Source organism: Catenovulum agarivorans DS-2 (assembly GCF_000568405.1).
GTDB classification, from domain to species: Bacteria; Pseudomonadota; Gammaproteobacteria; order Enterobacterales; family Alteromonadaceae; genus Catenovulum; species Catenovulum agarivorans_A.
Window position 1 is genome coordinate 1 of record NZ_ARZY01000030.1, and the last position, 18,621, is coordinate 18,621.

Genomic DNA, 18,621 nt, shown 5'->3' on the forward strand with positions numbered 1-18,621 from the left:
GGCAACAACCGCCATTGCATCTATCGTCTGCGCGACATCATGCACTCTTATTATATTAGCGCCCTTCATTGCAGCTATTGTAGCAGCAGCAACGCTGGCATCGATTCTATCAGCTGGTTGTTTATCGGTCACAGCACCTAACATAGACTTTCTAGATAACCCTGCTAATACAGGGCATTGTAATTGAGCAAAACTTTCAAATTGCATAAGCATTTGATAATTTTGTTCAACGGATTTTCCAAAACCAAAACCTGGGTCTATACAAATTCTATTTAGATTAATACCCGCATCTACACAGGCTTGTAGCCTTTGCTGCAAAAAAACTAACACCTCATCCATTACATTTGTATATTCAGTATTCAACTGCATGGTTCTTGGATTACCGCGCATATGCATCAAACATATGTCGGCATCGCTGTTGGCAAGTATATCTACGGCGCCAGGCTCAGCTAAGGCCCTTACGTCATTAATCATATCTGCGCCGTGGCGGATGGCTTCTGCCATCAACTGAGGTTTGTAGGTATCAACCGAAACATACACATTAAAACTTTGCTTAACCCGTTCGAGTACAGGTAACACACGATGCATTTCTTGCTCTAACGGCACAGCCTCTGCACCTGGTCGAGTTGATTCTCCGCCAATATCAATAATATCGACACCTAACTCTATCATCTGCTGACAATGGCGTAATGCGGAATCTAAGATATTAAAATTACCGCCATCGCTAAAGCTATCTGGGGTAACATTTAAAATGCCCATAACAAGGGGGCGTGGTGACTGTTGAATGAGCTGTTGTATTTTCATTTGTTGCTAAAACTGATAAAGGCCCCGAGTTGGGGCCTTTGAATAAGCGATTATTTGGCGGTTAAATCGTCAGTGTCTGAACTGACACTTTGCTCTGGTTTCGATGACGCTTGCGAATCCGTGTTTTTGTCATCTGAGCCTGATTGATCAGCACCTGAGGTCGGCGGAGTATTATTTTGATCTTCACTCCAATCCTGCGGAGCCCTAACATCTCGTCGCGCCATTAAATCATCAATTTGTTTTGCATCTATGGTTTCGTATTTCATCAATGCATCTTTCATTGTATGCAAAATATCAATATTGTCGTTTAATAGCTTTTCAGCCAATTGATAGTTTCTATCCAATACCGAACGCACTTCTGAATCAATCGCCTTAGCCGTTTCATCAGACATGCTCTTAGATTTTGCAGAGCTACGTCCCATGAAAACTTCACCTTCTTCATCAGCGTACAAAATTGGCCCTAGTGATTCAGATAAACCCCATTGAGTAACCATTTTACGCGCAATCTCTGTCGCCCGTTCGATATCGTTCGATGCACCTGTGGTGACTTTATCCATACCATAGATAATTTTTTCAGCTAAACGGCCACCGTATAAGCTAGCAATCATGCTTTCTAAGTGCTGTTTACTATGGCTTACTCTATCTTGCTCTGGCAAGTACATAGTCACACCTAACGCACGACCACGTGGAATAATACTCACTTTATAAACAGGATCATGTTCAGGCACTAAGCGACCAACAATTGCATGGCCTGCTTCGTGATAAGCTGTCATTTCTTTTTCTGACTCGCTCATAACCATAGATTTACGCTCTGCGCCCATCATAATCTTGTCTTTGGCTTTCTCGAACTCTTCCATAGAAACAAGACGCTTGTTGTTACGCGCTGCAAATAATGCAGCTTCATTAACAAGGTTAGCTAAATCAGCGCCAGAAAATCCTGGTGTGCCACGGGCAATTAATGAGGCTTCGACATCGTCACCCAACGGCACTTTGCGCATATGCACTTTTAAAATATGCTCTCGGCCACGAACATCTGGTAAACCAACGACAACCTGACGGTCAAAGCGGCCAGGACGTAATAATGCTGGATCTAATACATCTGGACGGTTAGTCGCTGCAATAACGATAATACCTTCATTACCTTCAAAACCATCCATCTCAACTAACATTTGGTTCAGTGTTTGCTCTCGCTCGTCATGACCACCACCTAAACCTGCGCCACGTTGACGACCGACCGCATCGATTTCATCGATAAAGATGATACAAGGTGCTGATTTTTTTGCTTGGTCGAACATATCACGCACACGTGATGCACCCACACCGACAAACATTTCAACAAAATCTGAACCAGAAATTGTAAAGAAAGGTACTTTAGCTTCACCAGCAATTGCTTTAGCCAATAAAGTTTTACCTGTACCAGGAGGACCCACCATCAATACACCTTTAGGAATTTTACCGCCTAATTTTTGGAATTTGCTTGGGTCTTTAAGGTAATCGACTAATTCTGTTACTTCTTCTTTTGCTTCGTCACAACCAGCAACGTCGGCAAAAGTAGTCTTAATTTGGTCTTCGCTCATTAAGCGCGCTTTGCTTTTACCAAATGACATGGCGCCTTTACCGCCGCCGCCTTGCATTTGGCGCATAAAGAAAATCCATACAGCGATAAGAAGGATCATTGGGAACCAAGAAATAAAAATTGTCCCCAATAAACTTGGCTCTTCAGGTTCAATACCTTCAACTTTTACATTCTTGTTCAATAACTCATCTAAAATTTTGTCATCACGCATCGGGAAGACAGTTTCAAACTTTTCGCCAGTTCTGCGAGTACCAATAATGACACCTGTCTGCGGGTCAATTTTAACTTCTCGCACCATGCCTTGATCAACTTCTTTTACGAAGGTGCTGTATTCTACTTTTCGTTCAGAGCCACCACCAGGTGAAAAGCTCTGAAACACGGTCATTAACACAACAGCAATAACGACCCATAAAATTAAGTTTTTTGCCATATCACTCAAGACACTAACCTCTTTGTCGACTTAATATTTGAAACCAGATGCTACAAAATACACTTCACGTGAACGACCACGCGACGAATCTGGTTTGCGAATTTTGACCTGCTTAAATGCATTTCTAACATCTTTTAGAAATGGATCGAAACCCGCTCCCTGAAAAACTTTTACTACAAATTTACCATCTTTTTTCAGTACTTGATGACACATATCGAGTGCCAACTCAACCAAGTACATTGATCTTGCCTGATCTACAGTTTCATTGCCACTCATATTTGGTGCCATGTCGGATAACAGTACATCAACACATTTACCCTGTATACGATCGAGCAAGGCATTTAGCACAGCTTCTTCACGAAAATCGCCCTGAAGGAAATCAACACCCGCGATTGAGTCCATTTCTAAAATGTCACAAGCAATCACATCACCTTTTTGGCCAACTTGTTCTACCGCATATTGAGACCAACCACCAGGCGCAGCGCCTAAATCGACCACAGTCATAGCAGGACGAAACAATTTGTCTTTTTTGTGAATTTCTTCCAATTTGAACACAGCACGCGATCGTAAGCCCATTTTACGTGCTTTTTGCACATAGTGGTCATCGTGATGCTCTTTTAACCAGCGTTTACTGCTGGCGGATTTCTTTTTCTGTACCATTATAAGTGGGTTTAATTAGTAATACGCATTAGATGGCGTTAAAATACCGAAAATTCAAGCTTTGTCATCCAAAAAGTGAAATTATGAACTTATCCACTAAACAGAAACAACATTTAAAAGGTTTAGCACATTCGCTAAAACCTGTCGTACAACTCGGCAGCAACGGTTTAACTGAAGGCGTTTTAGCTGAAATAGAAAACGCTTTAAGCCACCACGAATTAATTAAAGTTAAAATTCCGACCGATGAACGCGATCTAAAAAAGGCCATCATAGACGCAATTGTGCGTGAAACTCAAGCTTTTCACGTACAAACTATCGGCCACACCTTAATTTTATTTAAACCATCGGACGAGAAAAAAATTCAACTGCCGAAAGCTTAAGTAAAACCATAAAAAAGCCGACGAGAAGTCGGCTTTTTTATTAGAGCGTGTTTATCAATCAAGGGCAAAGATTGCCAACGAAAGCTCAACAGGCCCTAATTAAAGTTAAATATATTCAACTTTGATAATTTCGTATTCAACTTCACTCGATGGCGTAGTTACAGTAAATGCATCATCTACTTCTTTACCTATCATAGCTCGAGCAATCGGAGAATTAACTGAAATCAATTGCTTTTTGATATCAGCTTCGTCATCACCAACAATACGGTAAGTTACTTCTTCTGCTGTCTCAACATTTTCAATGGTCACTGTTGCACCAAAAATAACGCGACCGTTATTTGGCATTTTAGTCACATCTATGATTTGTGCGTTTGACAACTTAGCTTCGATTTCTTGAATTCGACCTTCACAAAAACCTTGCTGTTCACGTGCTGCATGGTATTCGGCATTTTCTTTTAAATCACCGTGTTCACGAGCATCTGCAATCGCTGCAATAATTTGTGGTCTTTTAACTTTTTTTAACTCTTCAAGTTCAGTTTTAAGCGCCTCAGCGCCTAAAACTGTCATTGGAAACTGATTCATGCATCTACCCTTTCGTGTAAAGACTGAACTGAATTAACAACATTTCTATCGTCAGCTTCATGCGCCATACAAGTCGCGAATGCTGCATTTAAGGTAGTTGTGTAGTTCACTTTATAACGCAATGCACCACGACGAATTGGTACAGAATCAGTAATCGCCTGACGACCTTCAGTTGTATTCACAATGTAGGTGTACTCACCATTTTTAATGCGGTCAACAATATGAGGACGACCTTCAGACACTTTATTTACTGTACGAACCTCAATACCTGCATCTTCCAAAATAACCGCAGTGCCCTTAGTTGCATCGATTTGGTAACCAATTTTCACCAACTCTTGTGCAAGTTCAGCAACTCGTTTTTTGTCGCTATCACGCACCGACAATAATACTCGGCCAGTTTTAGGTACAGAATCGCCAGCGCCCAAACGCGACTTAGCAAAGGCTTCTGCAAATGTATCACCAATCCCCATAACCTCACCTGTAGAGCGCATTTCTGGGCCTAAGATTGGGTCAACACCAGGGAATTTGTTAAATGGAATGACCACTTCTTTAACTGAATAATAAGGTGGAATAATCTCTTTAGTGATACCTTGTTGTGCTAACGACTGACCAACCATAACTCTTGCCGCAACTTTAGCTAATGGAATAGCTGTTGCTTTTGAAACAAATGGTACGGTACGCGCAGCTCGTGGGTTCACTTCTATTAGATAAAGTTCATTATCTTTAACTGCAAACTGAGTATTCATTAAGCCAACTACATTCAATTCGAACGCTAGCTTAGTGACTTGCTCGCGTAATCCATCTTGAATTTCTTTGCTTAGTGAATATGGTGGTAACGAACACGCTGAGTCACCTGAATGCACACCAGCTTGCTCAATATGTTCCATAATACCGCCAATCACAACGGTTTCACCATCACAGATAGCGTCGATATCCACTTCAATAGCGTCATCTAAGAAACGGTCTAATAATACTGGAGAGTCATTAGATACTTTAACCGCTTCGTTCAAATAACGTTTTAAGTCGTTAATATCGTAAACAATTTCCATTGCGCGGCCACCTAATACATAAGATGGGCGTACAACAAGTGGGAAGCCGATATCAGCCGCTTTGGCTAATGCTTCTTCCATCGTTTTAACCGTCGCATTTGGTGGCTGTTTCAAGCCTAAACGCTCGATTGCTTGCTGGAAACGTTCGCGGTCTTCAGCGCGGTCAATTGCATCAGGTGAAGTACCGATAATTGGTACACCATTCGCTTCTAACGCACGGGCTAGTTTTAACGGTGTTTGACCGCCGTATTGAACAATTACACCTTTAGGTTTTTCTAAACGAACAATTTCTAATACGTCTTCTAGCGTAACAGGTTCAAAGTACAAACGATCAGATGTGTCATAGTCAGTTGATACGGTTTCAGGGTTACAGTTAACCATAATGGTTTCGTAACCGTCTTCGCGCAATGCCATCGCAGCATGTACACAACAGTAATCAAACTCAATACCTTGACCGATACGGTTAGGGCCACCACCTAATACGATAATTTTATCTTTATCTGTTGGTTGCGCTTCACATTCCTCATCGTAGCTTGAATACATATAAGCTGTCGAAGTAGAAAATTCTGCAGCACAAGTATCAACACGCTTGTAAACAGGGAAAATTTCAAACTGTTGACGCTTTTTACGTACTTCACTTTCTGATACGCCAATTAAATCAGCAATACGGCTATCAGCAAAACCTTTGCGTTTTAAGCTGTATAAGAAATCTTTATCTAAACCAGCTAAACCTTTTTCACTAACAGCTTGCTCTGATTTAACTAAATCTTCAATTTGAACTAAGAACCACTTATCGATTTTCGTAATGGCAAAAATTTCATCTGTCGTCCAACCAGCGCGGTATGCATCAGCGATGTACCAAATACGCTCTGCACCTGGCTCTTTCAATTCATGGCGAATTTTCGCTTTTGCTTCTGAGTCGGTGATATCAATGATTGGATCAAAGCCATTAACACCCACTTCTAAACCACGTAAGGCTTTTTGCATTGACTCTTGTTGGTTACGGCCAATGGCCATAACTTCACCAACAGATTTCATCTGCGTGGTTAATCTGTCATTTGCACCTGCAAATTTTTCAAAGTTAAATCTTGGGATCTTAGTAACAACATAATCGATTGAAGGTTCAAACGATGCAGGTGTTTTACCGCCGGTAATGTCATTGTCTAACTCATCAAGCGTATAACCAACCGCTAATTTAGCGGCGATTTTCGCAATTGGGAAACCCGTTGCTTTAGAGGCTAATGCAGATGAGCGAGAAACACGTGGGTTCATCTCAATGATTACCATACGGCCCGTATCAGGGTTGATACCAAACTGTACGTTTGAACCACCGGTTTCTACACCGATTTCACGCAATACTGCCATAGAGGCATTACGCATGATTTGATATTCTTTGTCAGTTAAGGTTTGTGCTGGCGCAACTGTAATAGAGTCACCTGTGTGAACCCCCATAGGATCAAAGTTTTCAATTGAACAAACAATGATACAGTTGTCTTTTTTGTCACGAACCACTTCCATTTCATACTCTTTCCAACCAATTAATGATTCATCTATCAATAATTCGCTGGTTGGAGATAGGTCTAAACCACGAGTACAAATCTCTTCAAATTCTTCGATGTTATACGCAATACCACCACCAGAACCACCCATAGTGAACGACGGACGGATAATACATGGGAAGCCAATGCGTGATAATACATCCATAGCTTCGTCCATTGAGTGGGCTGTTTCAGCACGCGGACACTCAAGACCGATGTTTTTCATCGCTTGGTCGAAACGCTCACGGTTTTCAGCTTTGTCGATTGCATCAGCCGTTGCACCGATTAATTCACAACCAAACTTAGCTAAAACACCATGGTGATCTAAATCAAGCGCACAGTTAAGTGCAGTTTGACCGCCCATTGTTGGCAATACAGCGTCAGGACGTTCTTTTTCAATAATTTTAGCAACCACTTCCCAATGGATTGGCTCAATATAAGTTGAGTCCGCCATCTCTGGGTCTGTCATTATAGTTGCAGGGTTAGAGTTAACTAAGATAACTCGGTAACCTTCTTCTCTTAAAGCTTTACAGGCTTGTGTACCTGAATAATCAAATTCACATGCCTGACCAATAACAATTGGGCCAGCTCCAAGAATCAAAATACTTTTAATATCAGTACGTTTTGGCATTGCAGTCTCTCTATCTGGCTCGTTATTTAGCTTTTGCAGCTTGCATTAACTCAATAAAGTGGTCGAATAAAACCGCCGCCTCATGTGGGCCTGGGCTAGCTTCAGGGTGACCTTGGAAGCTAAATGCTGGCTTATCCGTACGATGGATACCTTGCAAAGTCCCGTCAAACAATGACTTGTGTGTCGCGGCTAGGTTATCCGGCAAGCTTGTTTCATCTACCGCAAAACCGTGGTTTTGGCTCGTGATCATAACAACACCTGACTCTAAATCTTGTACAGGGTGGTTAGCACCGTGATGACCGAACTTCATTTTTTGCGTTTTTGCACCACTGGCCAAAGCCAACAATTGGTGACCTAAACAAATACCGAACACAGGGATGTCAGTTGCTAAGATGTCTTTAATAGCTGCGATTGCATAATCACACGGCTCAGGGTCGCCTGGGCCATTAGATAAGAAAATACCATCTGGATTCATTGCAAGCACTTCACTTGCTGGCGTTTGCGCAGGAACAACAGTTAAATCACAACCACGGTCTGCCAACATACGTAAAATGTTACGTTTAACGCCAAAATCATATGCAACTACTTTAAACTGTTTATCAGTTTGAACTTGGTGGCCTTCGCCTAATTGCCAAGTTTTTTCATTCCATTGGTAGCTTTCAGATACTGTTACTTCTTTGGCTAAATCCATGCCTTTCAAACCAGGGAAAGCTTTTGCTGCTGCTAAAGCTTTGTCGGCATCATCACCAACAATAATTGCACCGTTTTGTGCACCTTTTTCGCGAAGGATTCGAGTTAAACGTCGCGTGTCGATATCCGCTATTGCAACAATGCCTCTAGCCGCTAAGTACTCTGATAAGCTTTGTTCGTTTCTAAAGTTTGAAGCGAGTAGTGGGAGATCTCGAATAACTAAGCCTTTGGCCCATATGTTTGCAGACTCTTCATCTTCTGCATTGGTTCCTGTGTTGCCAATATGAGGATAAGTTAACGTTACGATCTGCTCAGCATAGGATGGATCGGTTAATATTTCCTGATAACCTGTCATTGAAGTATTAAATACTACTTCACCAACAGACATCCCCTCAGCACCAATTGAGGTGCCCTTGAATACAGTGCCATCTTCTAGCACTAGCAAGGCGGTTTCAGCCAAAACGACCTCCTGAACATTAAAAAACGGGAGCCATTTGAACAACAGCAACCCGTTTTTGAAATTCTGTGAATGTGAATGAGAGCGAACTTTCAATTCGCTGCAGATAAATCTTGTCTATTCTAGATGAATTCATCCTTTTTTGCTAATAAAAATTGCAAAACCATGGAAAATACTCATTTAACCGCTAAAAATTCCTAAAATAGACAAAAGTACAAGTTTATTCGCTACTTCAAGCCCAAAACGTCTTGCATATCATAAAGCGCTGTTGGTTTATCACTCAACCAATGGGCCGCACGAACCGCACCTTTTGCAAAAGTTAAACGGCTAGATGCTTTGTGGGTAATTTCGATACGCTCGCCAATATCGGCAAACATCACAGTGTGCTCTCCCACTATGTCGCCAGCGCGGATTGTTGCAAAGCCTATTTCATCACGCGGTCTTTCGCCAGTATTGCCTTCACGCCCATAAATGGCTTTTTCATCTAGATCTCGACCTAGGGTATCGGCAATCACCTGACCTAACGCCAATGCTGTACCTGAAGGTGCATCTTTTTTAAACCTGTGGTGCGCTTCCCAAATCTCAATATCTGTATAATCACCCATGACTTTACTTGCCATTTCAAGCAACTTAAACAATAAATTAACACCAACACTCATATTTGCAGCAAAAACAACTGGAATTTTCTCACCTGCAGCTTTAACTTCTGCCAATTGCTCTTTGCTAAAACCTGTTGTGCCAATGATGATTGGTTTATTGTTCGCCACACACCAACGAATATTATTAATGCTTGCATCCGGTAGAGTGAAATCAATGTACACATCAGCAGAGGCAGCATCCGTACAAACTTGTGCAGGTAAACCTAAACTACCAATACCAGCGATTTCGCCCACATCAATACCGTTAAATGCAGAGCCTTCACGGACAAAAGCTTGATGCAATGTTACCGCTTCGTTTTGCTCACACGCTTCAATTAACGCACGCCCCATTCGGCCATTGGCGCCGAAAATACCGATCTTTGTCATTTCAACCTTACCTACTTACTATTTTGTGCGCGCATTTTATACCCAAACCACTCATAGATTCCACACATCAACCTTTAGCCAACACGATTTCTTTCAAGTTCGCATATTCACGACCACCTAACCTGGCGATTGGGTCAATTTTTAGTACATCGGTTTTTAATCTTTGTTTAGCATCAACCCCAACTACATCATCGGCAATATAAATTTGTTTGATCTCTACAAATACTAGAGTTTGTGGTTTTGCACCTATCTCGGTTGTTTGGTGTAATTCACAACCAAACGCAATTGGGCACTCTTTAACTCTAGGTAAAGGGAAGCCTTCAAATTCAGTTGTTTCAATATCATAAGCATCTATCTCTGATTCTTCAGCGGCAAGCGTTGTAGCACTATTTTGCATTTGCTCAACTTGGCTGGCAGAGGCAATATGCACAACACACTGCTTGTTATATTCAAAATTAGCGATTGAATCTTTCAACTCCCCCGTTGGCTTTTTTCCACCTGAATACATTAATAACGGCGGCTCACTACTAACCGCAGTAAAATATGAATATGGTGCTAAATTAAAATGCTGATTTTTATGCTGGGTTAATACCCAAGCGACTGGCCTAGGTACAACGGTTTGAGTCATCAAGAAATATACTTCCGTTGGTGATAGCTTAGCTAAATCAATTATCACGCTTGCCTCCTAAAATTTTCCAAACTCATGAATCACAACAGTGCAAATGCACCAATACCGAGCAAAATACCCCTGCAGTTTGTCAACTATGTTACGTCAATTATGCGCAAACATGCCACAATCGCTATTAAAAGGCTATTAATTCGATTTGGCATAGTATATGCTTTTTCTTAGTTGCAGGGGTTCAATTAAGTTGAACCAGCACTAAGCTAAACGGGCGACTAGGGTTCCGGTTTGTTACTAAAACAAATGCCTGGTCCGAGAGTTGCCAACCTAGCTGCACAACTTCCTAAAGCAATGTTGCTTGTGGTTTTAGTGTTTGCGTCAGCAAGGGTTACACGGCGGGATAAAAGCCCGGGAGGTTCAATTTAATGAGACCTCCTGTGCCCAGAATCCGTGTAAACTTTGGAGAACGCAACATGAAAAGCATAAAAACACTCGCGCTACTACTCGCATTAACCCTTTCAAATCAATCTATTGCAAAAGATAAATTTTCAATATGCTGGTCAATTTACGTTGGTTGGATGCCGTGGGAATATGGCGATAGCTCAGGCATAGTCAAGAAGTGGGCTGACAAATATAACATCGAAATAGACGTAGTGCAGATTAACGACTACATAGAGTCAATTAATCAATATAGCGCAGGACAATTTGATGCTTGTACTATGACCAATATGGACGCACTGACCATACCAGCCGCTAGCTTTATTGATAGCACTGCCTTGATTGTCGGCGACTTTTCCAACGGTAATGATGGTGTAGTCCTTAAAAATAAATCCCGCCTAGCTGATATTAAAGGTCAAACGGTTAATTTAGTTGAACTCAGTGTATCGCATTACCTATTAGCACGCGGTTTAGAATCGGTTGGTATGACTGAACGCGATGTCAATGTTGTTAATACCTCTGATGCTGATCTAGTTGCCGCGTATTCAACCAAAGATGTTACATCTGTGGTGACGTGGAACCCGCTATTGTCGGAAATTACAGCTCAACCAACCGCTGAAAAAGTATTTGATTCGTCAGATATTCCAGGTGAAATCATCGACTTGTTAGTCGTAAATACACAAACACTCCAAGCCAATCCAAACTTTGGTAAAGCCTTGGTCGGTGCTTGGTATGAAATTATGAGTAAGATGAAAAATGACCAAGTTCTCACCCATATGGCGAAAGCATCCGGCACAGATTTAGCTGGTTACAAAGCACAATTAGCCAGCACCAAGATGTTTTATTCCGCCGCCGATGCGGTTGCTTTTACCAACAATAAACAACTCACGCAAACAATGAAATACGTTGCGGAATTTTCTTTTAAACACGGAATATTAGGCGAAGGAGCACCTGACGCTGGCTTTATAGGGATTGAAACACCAGCTGGCGTATTTGGTAATCCAGCCAATATTCAGCTGCGTTTTGACCCAACTTATATGCAAATGGCTGCCGACAATAAGCTATAAACAAATAGGCGAAAGTTTATGAAAAAACTTGTCAATATTGAGCCAAACCGATCGCTAAAAGTTTTTCTGGCAATCATTCCGTTTGTAATCATGTTGCTGATCTATTGGTCAGCTTCAAATGAACGATTGGCAGCAAACCCTTACGATAAATTGCTACCGAGCTTTAGCCAAATCTCGGCAGCAATTGACCGATTGGCTTTTACTGAAGATAAACGCAGCGGCGAGTACTTATTTTGGGTTGATAGCGCAGCAAGCCTTTATCGCATAGGTTTAGGCGTAGCCATCAGTGCCACAATGGGGTTGATTTTAGGTGTCCTTTCAGGGCTACTACCAACATTTCGTGCGGGTTTCTCGCCGTTGATCACCATAATATCGCTGATTCCGCCTATGGCAGTATTGCCAATATTGTTTATCACATTTGGTTTAGGTGAACTTGCCAAAGTAATGCTGATAATTATTGGTACTGCACCTGTGATCATACGAGACATCCAAAATCAAGTTCGCCAGCTGCCGACTGAAATTATGGTCAAAGCACAAACTTTGGGGGCATCAACTTGGTTACTCGCAACACGTGTTGTGTTGCCGCAAATCATGCCTAGGTTAATAACCGCGGTCAGACTATCGCTTGGCACAGCTTGGCTATTTCTAATTGCCGCAGAAGCAATTGCTGCCCAAGAAGGACTGGGTTATCGAATTTTCTTAGTACGTCGCTACATGTCAATGGACGTAATTTTACCCTACGTTATGTGGATCACAGCTTTAGCATTCGCAATGGACTTTAGTCTACGCAAACTTTCAGAGCTTTGCTTCCCTTGGTATCACCAACAGGAGGCGGCTAAATGAGTTTGTTATCAATTGAAAATGTTTGGAAATCTTATGGTGAGGTACAAATCCTTGAGCGTCTCAAACTCAAAGTTGACGAAGGTGAATTTGTCTCTATGGTCGGTGCTTCAGGTTGCGGAAAAACCACGTTACTGAAAATGATCTTAGGGAGTGAAACTCCAACTAGAGGTCAAATTCTACTAAACAATCAACCAATCGCGGCAGAGCCCGATGAACAACGTGGCATTGTATTCCAAAAATACTCGGTATTTCCACACCTAAGTGTTTTGCAAAACGTCATGATAGCTGATGAGTTTAGTGCAGCTAGATTTTTAGGCCGTACGTTTGGCAAAAAGAAACGAGCAATAAAAGACAAGGCAATGACTTTTATTCAAGCTGTTGGTTTAAGTCATGCGGTGGATAAATACCCGCATCAATTGTCAGGTGGTATGCAGCAACGACTCGCCATAGCTCAAGCGTTGATGAAATCGCCCAAAATCTTATTGCTAGACGAACCGTTTGGCGCACTCGACCCAGGCATTCGTAAAGATATGCACCAGCTTATTCGAAAAGTCTGGAAAGAAAACAAACTGACTATTTTTATGGTGACTCACGACATTCAAGAAGGTTTCGAGCTCGGCTCTCGCCTTTGGGTATTTGATAAGGTTCGCCAAGATCTTCAAGCGCCACACGCCTATGGTGCTTGCGTAACTTATGACATCCAGTTGCAAAATCAATCGACTCAACAAGTCAGCGAAATAATCGCGAAAAAATATACAAAAGAGGTGATCAATATATGATTTTATACAAAGACAGTCTGCCATCAGGCAAACATTGGTCCATGAAAATGCGCCGGGGTACCAGCTTGCGCTTGATTGACAAAACAGGCGGCGCTAACGTTGGCGTGTTGTTTTACAACCCCGACAACCTGCTAGAACGCTATAACGCGCCTGATACATTGAAATGTCAACACACCTTTAAACTGACTAAAGGCCACTGTTTATATTCTGATATGGGACGAATTTTTTGCGCAATTACCGACGACAGCTTTGGTTGGCACGACACTGTTTGTGGTAATAGCAATGCAGCTATGGTGACTCAAAAGTGGGGGAAGCGAGATTACCAAAATCATCGAAACCACTGGAAACAAAATGGCTTCGATGCATTTTTAGTCGAAGGCGCCAAATACGGTTTAAATAAACAAGATCTCGCAGCAAACTTAAACGTATTCACTAAAGTAGAGCCCGACAACGAGGGGCACTTACGATACGCCGAACAGCAATCTACAGCAGGCGACTTTATTGAACTGCGTTTTGAAATGGACACCTTGGTGTTATTTCATACTTGCCCGCACCCACTGAGCTCATCAACTGAATACCCCCAGTTTGAAGTGGAGTATCAAATTTTAACATCTGCACCTATCGCAGAAGATGACCTTTGCAAAAACTCATGCCCCGAGAATCAACGTGGCTATGAAAACAACCGTTTATATCATTTAGGGTTATAGGAATAAAATTATGATTACGCAGAGCAAATTACAAGTTGAACAAGCCAGTTTTCGTGACGTCGTAGACGCTGGTGATTACTACCTAAAAGTAGTTAAAAAAGGCCAAATCATTCGCATATTGGATTTAGAAGGTAATCAGGCCGCTGATACCTTATTTTATAACGCCAATGATGTAAGCGAGCGCTATAGCGCAACTGATACTATTCGAGAACAGGGTAACTTATATCTAACCACAGGCAGCGTGTTAATGTCTGACGAATGTAACCCTATGCTAAAAATTGTTGCAGACACCTGTGGTCGACACGATACCGTTGGAGGGGCTTGTGCAACCGAAAGCAATACAGTGCGCTACGCACTTGAAAAAAAATGCATGCATGCCTGTCGTGATAGTTGGCTATTAGCGATTGCAGAAAACGAAGAGCTGGGACTGAGCAAAAAGGATATTACTCATAATATTAACTTTTTCATGAATGTTCCTGTTACGGCTGACGGTAAACTGACATTTGCCGACGGTATTAGTGGTGCAGGCAAGTATGTCGAGTTGGAAGCATTAATGGATGTGGTGGTATTAATTTCCAATTGTCCGCAACTCAATAACCCTTGTAATGCCTACAACCCAACGCCGATTGAAGTGTTAATTTGGGCGTAACGCGCAAAGCGCAGTATCCGGGACGACCCGGTTACTTTTGTTTGAAGCGGGACGACCCGCGAAGACGAGTGAAATACTATGTTTAACACAGTCCTAATTGCCAACCGAGGCGCAATCGCCAGCCGTATCATTCGCACTTTAAAACAACTCGGTATAAAAAGTATTGCTGTATACGCTGAAGCAGATAAAGAATCTTTACACGTAACTCAGGCCGACGAAGCCTATAGTTTAGGCGACGGTGCTGCTGCAACAACCTATTTAAATCAACAGAAAATAATAGACATCGCCAAACAATCAGGCGCTCAGGCAATCCATCCTGGCTATGGATTTTTAAGTGAAAATGCAACTTTTGCTGAAAAACTACAACAACTAAATATCAGCTTTATTGGCCCCCGCGCACAGCAAATGATTGATTTTGGATTAAAACATCAAGCTCGCGAAATAGCACAACAAGCGAATGTACCTTTGGTCCCAGGCAGCGGGCTCATTGCAGATTTAGCCGAACTGGTCGCTTACGCTAAAGAAGTCGGATTTCCCGTCATGTTGAAAAGCACTGCTGGCGGTGGTGGTATCGGTATGCAAAAGTGCGACTCAATTGCAGAGCTAGAAAAAGCTTTTATAAACGTAAAACATTTAGGCGCGCAGAATTTCGCTAACGATGGCGTATTTGTAGAAAAATTTGTCGAAAAAGCGCGTCACATAGAAGTTCAAGTTATCGGGAATGGTTTTGGTCAGGTTGTCACTTTAGGTGAGCGTGACTGTTCAAGCCAGCGTCGCAACCAAAAAGTAATCGAAGAAACGCCAGCACCCAACTTACCTGAAGCCACCCGCAGCGCGATGCTGACAACAGCTAAAAATTTAATGGCATCGGTTGATTATTTAAACGCAGGCACAGTTGAATTTATTTACGACCACGACCAAGACAAATTTTATTTCCTTGAAGTTAACACCCGCTTACAGGTTGAGCATGGTGTAACCGAAATGTGTTACCAAGTAGATTTAGTAGAATGGATGCTCAAAGTTGCATTTAGTGAAAGTGTCCTCAACGAAGCTACTGATTTATCTTGTTTGGAGACGCTAAAGCCGATTGGCCATGCAATACAAGCACGTATCTATGCTGAAAACCCAGCCAAAAATTTTCAACCCTCTGCTGGTTTACTCACCCAAGTAGAATGGCCAACGGAAAACGCCAGAGTCGACCACTGGGTAGAGGCTGGTTTAACCGTATCTCCATTTTTTGACCCTATGCTAGCTAAAGTAATAGTTCATGCAAACAACCGACACGCGGCAATAGCCAAGTTAGACAACGCATTAACCAACACTAAACTTTATGGTGTCGTTAGCAATATAGATTATGTGCAGCAAGTTTTAGCCAATGAAAGTTTTCTGCAAGGTAAAATTTTCACTCGCAGCTTAAATGACTTTAAAGCCAATTTTACCGGATTTGAAGTATTGAAAGCTGGCACTATGACAACAATTCAAGATTATCCCGCGCGCACTGGCTACTGGGATATTGGCGTACCGCCATCAGGCCCGTTTGATTTTTATTCATTCCAATTAGCCAATCGCTTACTCAACAATTCAACCAATGCTGCGGGTTTAGAGATCACCCTACAAGGGCCGACTCTAAAGTTCTATCACGATTGCCAAGTTGCAATTTCGGGAGCCGAAGTTGAGATCACCTTAGACGATCAAGCACAAAACAACCACCAAGTAATTGCAATTAAAGCGGGTCAAACACTAAAAATTGGTAAAGTTACCGCAGCTGGAGCGCGGGCCTATTTAGCTGTAAGTGGCGGCATACAATGCCCAGATTATTTAGGTAGTAAGAGTACTTTCACCTTGGGTCAATTCGGTGGTCATTGTGGCCGAGCGTTGCGCATAGGTGATTTCCTATCGATAAAAAAATCAGCAAATCAGTTAAATAATACAACAGTTAGCCAAATACCCGCAGATGTTGTGGCACCACTCACCAACAACTGGACAGTACGTGTCGTATATGGCCCTCATGGTGCACCTGACTTTTTCATCGAACAAGATATCCAAACCATTCAGTCGCACACGTGGAAAATTCATTACAACTCAAGCCGAACGGGTATCCGATTGATTGGCCCAAAACCTCAATGGGCACGAGAAACTGGGGGAGAAGCAGGTTTACATCCATCTAATATTCACGACAACGCCTACGCCTTCGGCACGGTAGACTTTACTGGAGATATGCCAGTAATTTTAGGCCCTGATGGCCCAAGTTTAGGCGGTTTTGTTTGTCCATTTACCGTAATTGCAGCAGATTTGTGGAAACTGGGACAACTGAAAGCCGGAGATAACTTAAATTTCGAAGTGGTTGATTTACCCACAGCCAAACAAATTGAGATCGCACAAAACAACCAAATTGAAAACTTAACGAATCAAACTATTAGCTATGCACCAGCGACGATAAACACACCCATTTTGGACACACTAGAAACCGACGACGGTGAACCTAACTTAGTGTTCCGCGCAGCGGGAGACAAGTTTTTATTGGCGGAATACGGTGAATTAGTATTGGATTTAACTTTACGTGCGCGTGTACAGGCGTTGCTGGAAGCTTTGCAGGCAAAAAATATCATGGGTGTATTGGAGTTAACGCCGGGCATTCGTTCATTGCAAATTCACTATGACAACTTAACTGTTGATGTTTATCAATTAATCCAAATGATAAAAGATATCGATTTAAGTTTAGGAGACACTAGGCAGCTAAGCTTTGAATCGCGCATCGTCCACCTACCTTTAAGCTGGAATGACATTGCGTGTCAGCAAGCTATTGATAAATATGTGCAATCAGTGCGTAAAGATGCCCCATGGTGCCCTTCTAACCTTGAGTTTATTAAACGCATAAACGGCTTAGAGAGCATAGAACAAGTTAAAGATATTGTATTTAATGCACATTATTTAGTTTTAGGTTTGGGTGACGTGTATTTAGGCGCACCAGTCGCAACACCATTAGACAAATGCCATCGTCTAGTGACCACTAAATATAACCCTGCACGTACCTGGACAGCGGAAAACTCTGTTGGTATAGGCGGTGCCTACATGTGCATTTACGGCATGGAAGGCCCAGGCGGCTATCAGTTTGTAGGCCGGACAGTACAAATGTGGAATCGCTATCGCAGCAATGAAGTTTTCAGCCAGCCATGGCTACTACGTTTTTTCGATCAAGTTAAGTATTACCCTGTCAGCCACGAAGAACTCACCCAAATTCGTCAAGATTTTCCACTGGGCAAGTGGCAACCGAAAATAGAGTCTGCGACCGTGTCTATGCCCGAGCTAATTAAACAATGGAAAACCAATGAAGCCGAAATTGCACAATTTACCCAGCAACGTGAACAAGCATTTTCCGCAGAAATGGCGGAATGGAAACGCACGGGCGCGCTCAACTATTCATTCGAAGCTGATGCCCAGACCAAAACTGAACAAATACAATTAACCGATAAACAATATTTAATGGAAGCAACAGCAGCTGGCAGTGTATGGAAGGTATCTTGCCAAACAAACCAACAAGTCAGCTCTGGCGAATCTATGATTGTGCTTGAGTCAATGAAAATGGAGATTGATATCGCTGCTACAGAAAGCGCAAAAGTTATAAAAGTTTTAGTTAAAGAAGGACAACAAGTTCAAGCAGGGCAAGCATTAATGATATTGGAGGAAGCTTAAT

General features: G+C 42.2%; 15 protein-coding genes and 1 riboswitch. Of the genes, 7 read left to right on the forward strand and 8 right to left on the reverse strand.

From position 1 onward, the window contains the following. The 3 genes from folP to rlmE all read right to left on the reverse strand — a co-directional run. The coding region (gene folP, locus DS2_RS14245; RefSeq protein WP_035015507.1) for a dihydropteroate synthase at positions 1-804 on the reverse strand (804 nt) is incomplete at its 3' end. Between the two features lie 50 nt (positions 805-854). Continuing rightward, complete coding sequence (gene ftsH, locus DS2_RS14250; protein WP_035015508.1) at positions 855-2,819, reverse strand: ATP-dependent zinc metalloprotease FtsH; 1,965 nt, start codon at positions 2,817-2,819, stop codon at positions 855-857. Between the two features lie 21 nt (positions 2,820-2,840). Next, the gene (gene rlmE, locus DS2_RS14255; protein WP_035015509.1) at positions 2,841-3,470 is read right to left on the reverse strand and encodes a 23S rRNA (uridine(2552)-2'-O)-methyltransferase RlmE; all 630 of its coding nucleotides are present in this window, start codon (positions 3,468-3,470) and stop codon (positions 2,841-2,843) included. Positions 3,471-3,553: 83 nt separating this feature from the next. On the opposite strand from rlmE, the gene yhbY reads away from it, so the two are divergent. Next, the gene (yhbY, locus tag DS2_RS14260) at positions 3,554-3,850 is read left to right on the forward strand and encodes a ribosome assembly RNA-binding protein YhbY (protein ID WP_035015510.1); all 297 of its coding nucleotides are present in this window, start codon (positions 3,554-3,556) and stop codon (positions 3,848-3,850) included. Between the two features lie 105 nt (positions 3,851-3,955). Here yhbY and greA read toward each other — a convergent pair whose 3' ends face one another. The 5 genes from greA to DS2_RS14285 all read right to left on the reverse strand — a co-directional run bounded on the left by greA (position 3,956) and on the right by DS2_RS14285 (position 10,498). Further along, a complete protein-coding gene (greA, locus tag DS2_RS14265) occupies positions 3,956-4,432 on the reverse strand; it encodes a transcription elongation factor GreA (protein WP_035015511.1) in 477 nt (158 codons plus the stop codon). After that, a complete protein-coding gene (gene carB / locus DS2_RS14270; RefSeq protein ID WP_035015512.1) occupies positions 4,429-7,650 on the reverse strand; it encodes a carbamoyl-phosphate synthase large subunit in 3,222 nt (1,073 codons plus the stop codon). Before carB ends, greA begins: the two co-directional genes overlap by 4 nt. A gap of 22 nt (positions 7,651-7,672) precedes the next feature. Further along, the gene (gene carA / locus DS2_RS14275) at positions 7,673-8,800 is read right to left on the reverse strand and encodes a glutamine-hydrolyzing carbamoyl-phosphate synthase small subunit (protein WP_035015513.1); all 1,128 of its coding nucleotides are present in this window, start codon (positions 8,798-8,800) and stop codon (positions 7,673-7,675) included. A 224-nt stretch (positions 8,801-9,024) separates the two neighbouring features. Next, a complete protein-coding gene (gene dapB / locus DS2_RS14280) occupies positions 9,025-9,822 on the reverse strand; it encodes a 4-hydroxy-tetrahydrodipicolinate reductase (protein ID WP_035015514.1) in 798 nt (265 codons plus the stop codon). Positions 9,823-9,889: 67 nt separating this feature from the next. Next, entirely contained in the window at positions 9,890-10,498 is a 609-nt protein-coding gene (locus DS2_RS14285) for a flavin reductase family protein (RefSeq protein ID WP_035015515.1), read from the reverse strand. 210 nt (positions 10,499-10,708) lie between these two features. Beyond that, positions 10,709-10,861, forward strand: a riboswitch (guanidine-I (ykkC/yxkD leader). A gap of 56 nt (positions 10,862-10,917) precedes the next feature. On the opposite strand from DS2_RS14285, the gene DS2_RS14290 reads away from it, so the two are divergent. The 6 genes from DS2_RS14290 (at position 10,918) to uca (ending at position 18,620) form a co-directional block, all read left to right on the forward strand. Further along, positions 10,918-11,949: a putative urea ABC transporter substrate-binding protein gene (locus DS2_RS14290; protein WP_035015516.1), complete on the forward strand. Its 1,032-nt coding sequence runs from the start codon at positions 10,918-10,920 to the stop codon at positions 11,947-11,949. An 18-nt stretch (positions 11,950-11,967) separates the two neighbouring features. Next, positions 11,968-12,792: an ABC transporter permease gene (locus tag DS2_RS14295; RefSeq protein ID WP_035015517.1), complete on the forward strand. Its 825-nt coding sequence runs from the start codon at positions 11,968-11,970 to the stop codon at positions 12,790-12,792. Then, the gene (locus DS2_RS14300) at positions 12,789-13,571 is read left to right on the forward strand and encodes an ABC transporter ATP-binding protein (protein ID WP_035015518.1); all 783 of its coding nucleotides are present in this window, start codon (positions 12,789-12,791) and stop codon (positions 13,569-13,571) included. Before DS2_RS14295 ends, DS2_RS14300 begins: the two co-directional genes overlap by 4 nt. Then, positions 13,568-14,278, forward strand: coding sequence for an urea amidolyase associated protein UAAP1 (locus tag DS2_RS14305; RefSeq protein WP_035015519.1), 711 nt, complete (start codon positions 13,568-13,570; stop codon positions 14,276-14,278). Before DS2_RS14300 ends, DS2_RS14305 begins: the two co-directional genes overlap by 4 nt. 10 nt (positions 14,279-14,288) lie before the next feature. Next, positions 14,289-14,927: an urea amidolyase associated protein UAAP2 gene (locus tag DS2_RS14310; RefSeq protein WP_035015520.1), complete on the forward strand. Its 639-nt coding sequence runs from the start codon at positions 14,289-14,291 to the stop codon at positions 14,925-14,927. A gap of 78 nt (positions 14,928-15,005) precedes the next feature. Continuing rightward, positions 15,006-18,620, forward strand: coding sequence for an urea carboxylase (gene uca, locus DS2_RS14315; RefSeq protein WP_035015521.1), 3,615 nt, complete (start codon positions 15,006-15,008; stop codon positions 18,618-18,620). Position 18,621 lies beyond the last annotated feature (1 nt).

Bases quoted from the DNA above. Each gene is read 5' to 3' on its own strand.
- rlmE (WP_035015509.1), bottom strand. From the start codon at position 3,470: ATGGTACAGAAAAAGAAATCCGCCAGCAGTAAACGCTGGTTAAAAGAG.
- yhbY (WP_035015510.1), top strand. From the start codon at position 3,554: ATGAACTTATCCACTAAACAGAAACAACATTTAAAAGGTTTAGCACAT.
- greA (WP_035015511.1), bottom strand. From the start codon at position 4,432: ATGAATCAGTTTCCAATGACAGTTTTAGGCGCTGAGGCGCTTAAAACT.
- carB (WP_035015512.1), bottom strand. From the start codon at position 7,650: ATGCCAAAACGTACTGATATTAAAAGTATTTTGATTCTTGGAGCTGGC.
- dapB (WP_035015514.1), bottom strand. From the start codon at position 9,822: ATGACAAAGATCGGTATTTTCGGCGCCAATGGCCGAATGGGGCGTGCG.
- DS2_RS14290 (WP_035015516.1), top strand. From the start codon at position 10,918: ATGAAAAGCATAAAAACACTCGCGCTACTACTCGCATTAACCCTTTCA.
- DS2_RS14295 (WP_035015517.1), top strand. From the start codon at position 11,968: ATGAAAAAACTTGTCAATATTGAGCCAAACCGATCGCTAAAAGTTTTT.
- DS2_RS14300 (WP_035015518.1), top strand. From the start codon at position 12,789: ATGAGTTTGTTATCAATTGAAAATGTTTGGAAATCTTATGGTGAGGTA.
- DS2_RS14305 (WP_035015519.1), top strand. From the start codon at position 13,568: ATGATTTTATACAAAGACAGTCTGCCATCAGGCAAACATTGGTCCATG.
- DS2_RS14310 (WP_035015520.1), top strand. From the start codon at position 14,289: ATGATTACGCAGAGCAAATTACAAGTTGAACAAGCCAGTTTTCGTGAC.
- uca (WP_035015521.1), top strand. From the start codon at position 15,006: ATGTTTAACACAGTCCTAATTGCCAACCGAGGCGCAATCGCCAGCCGT.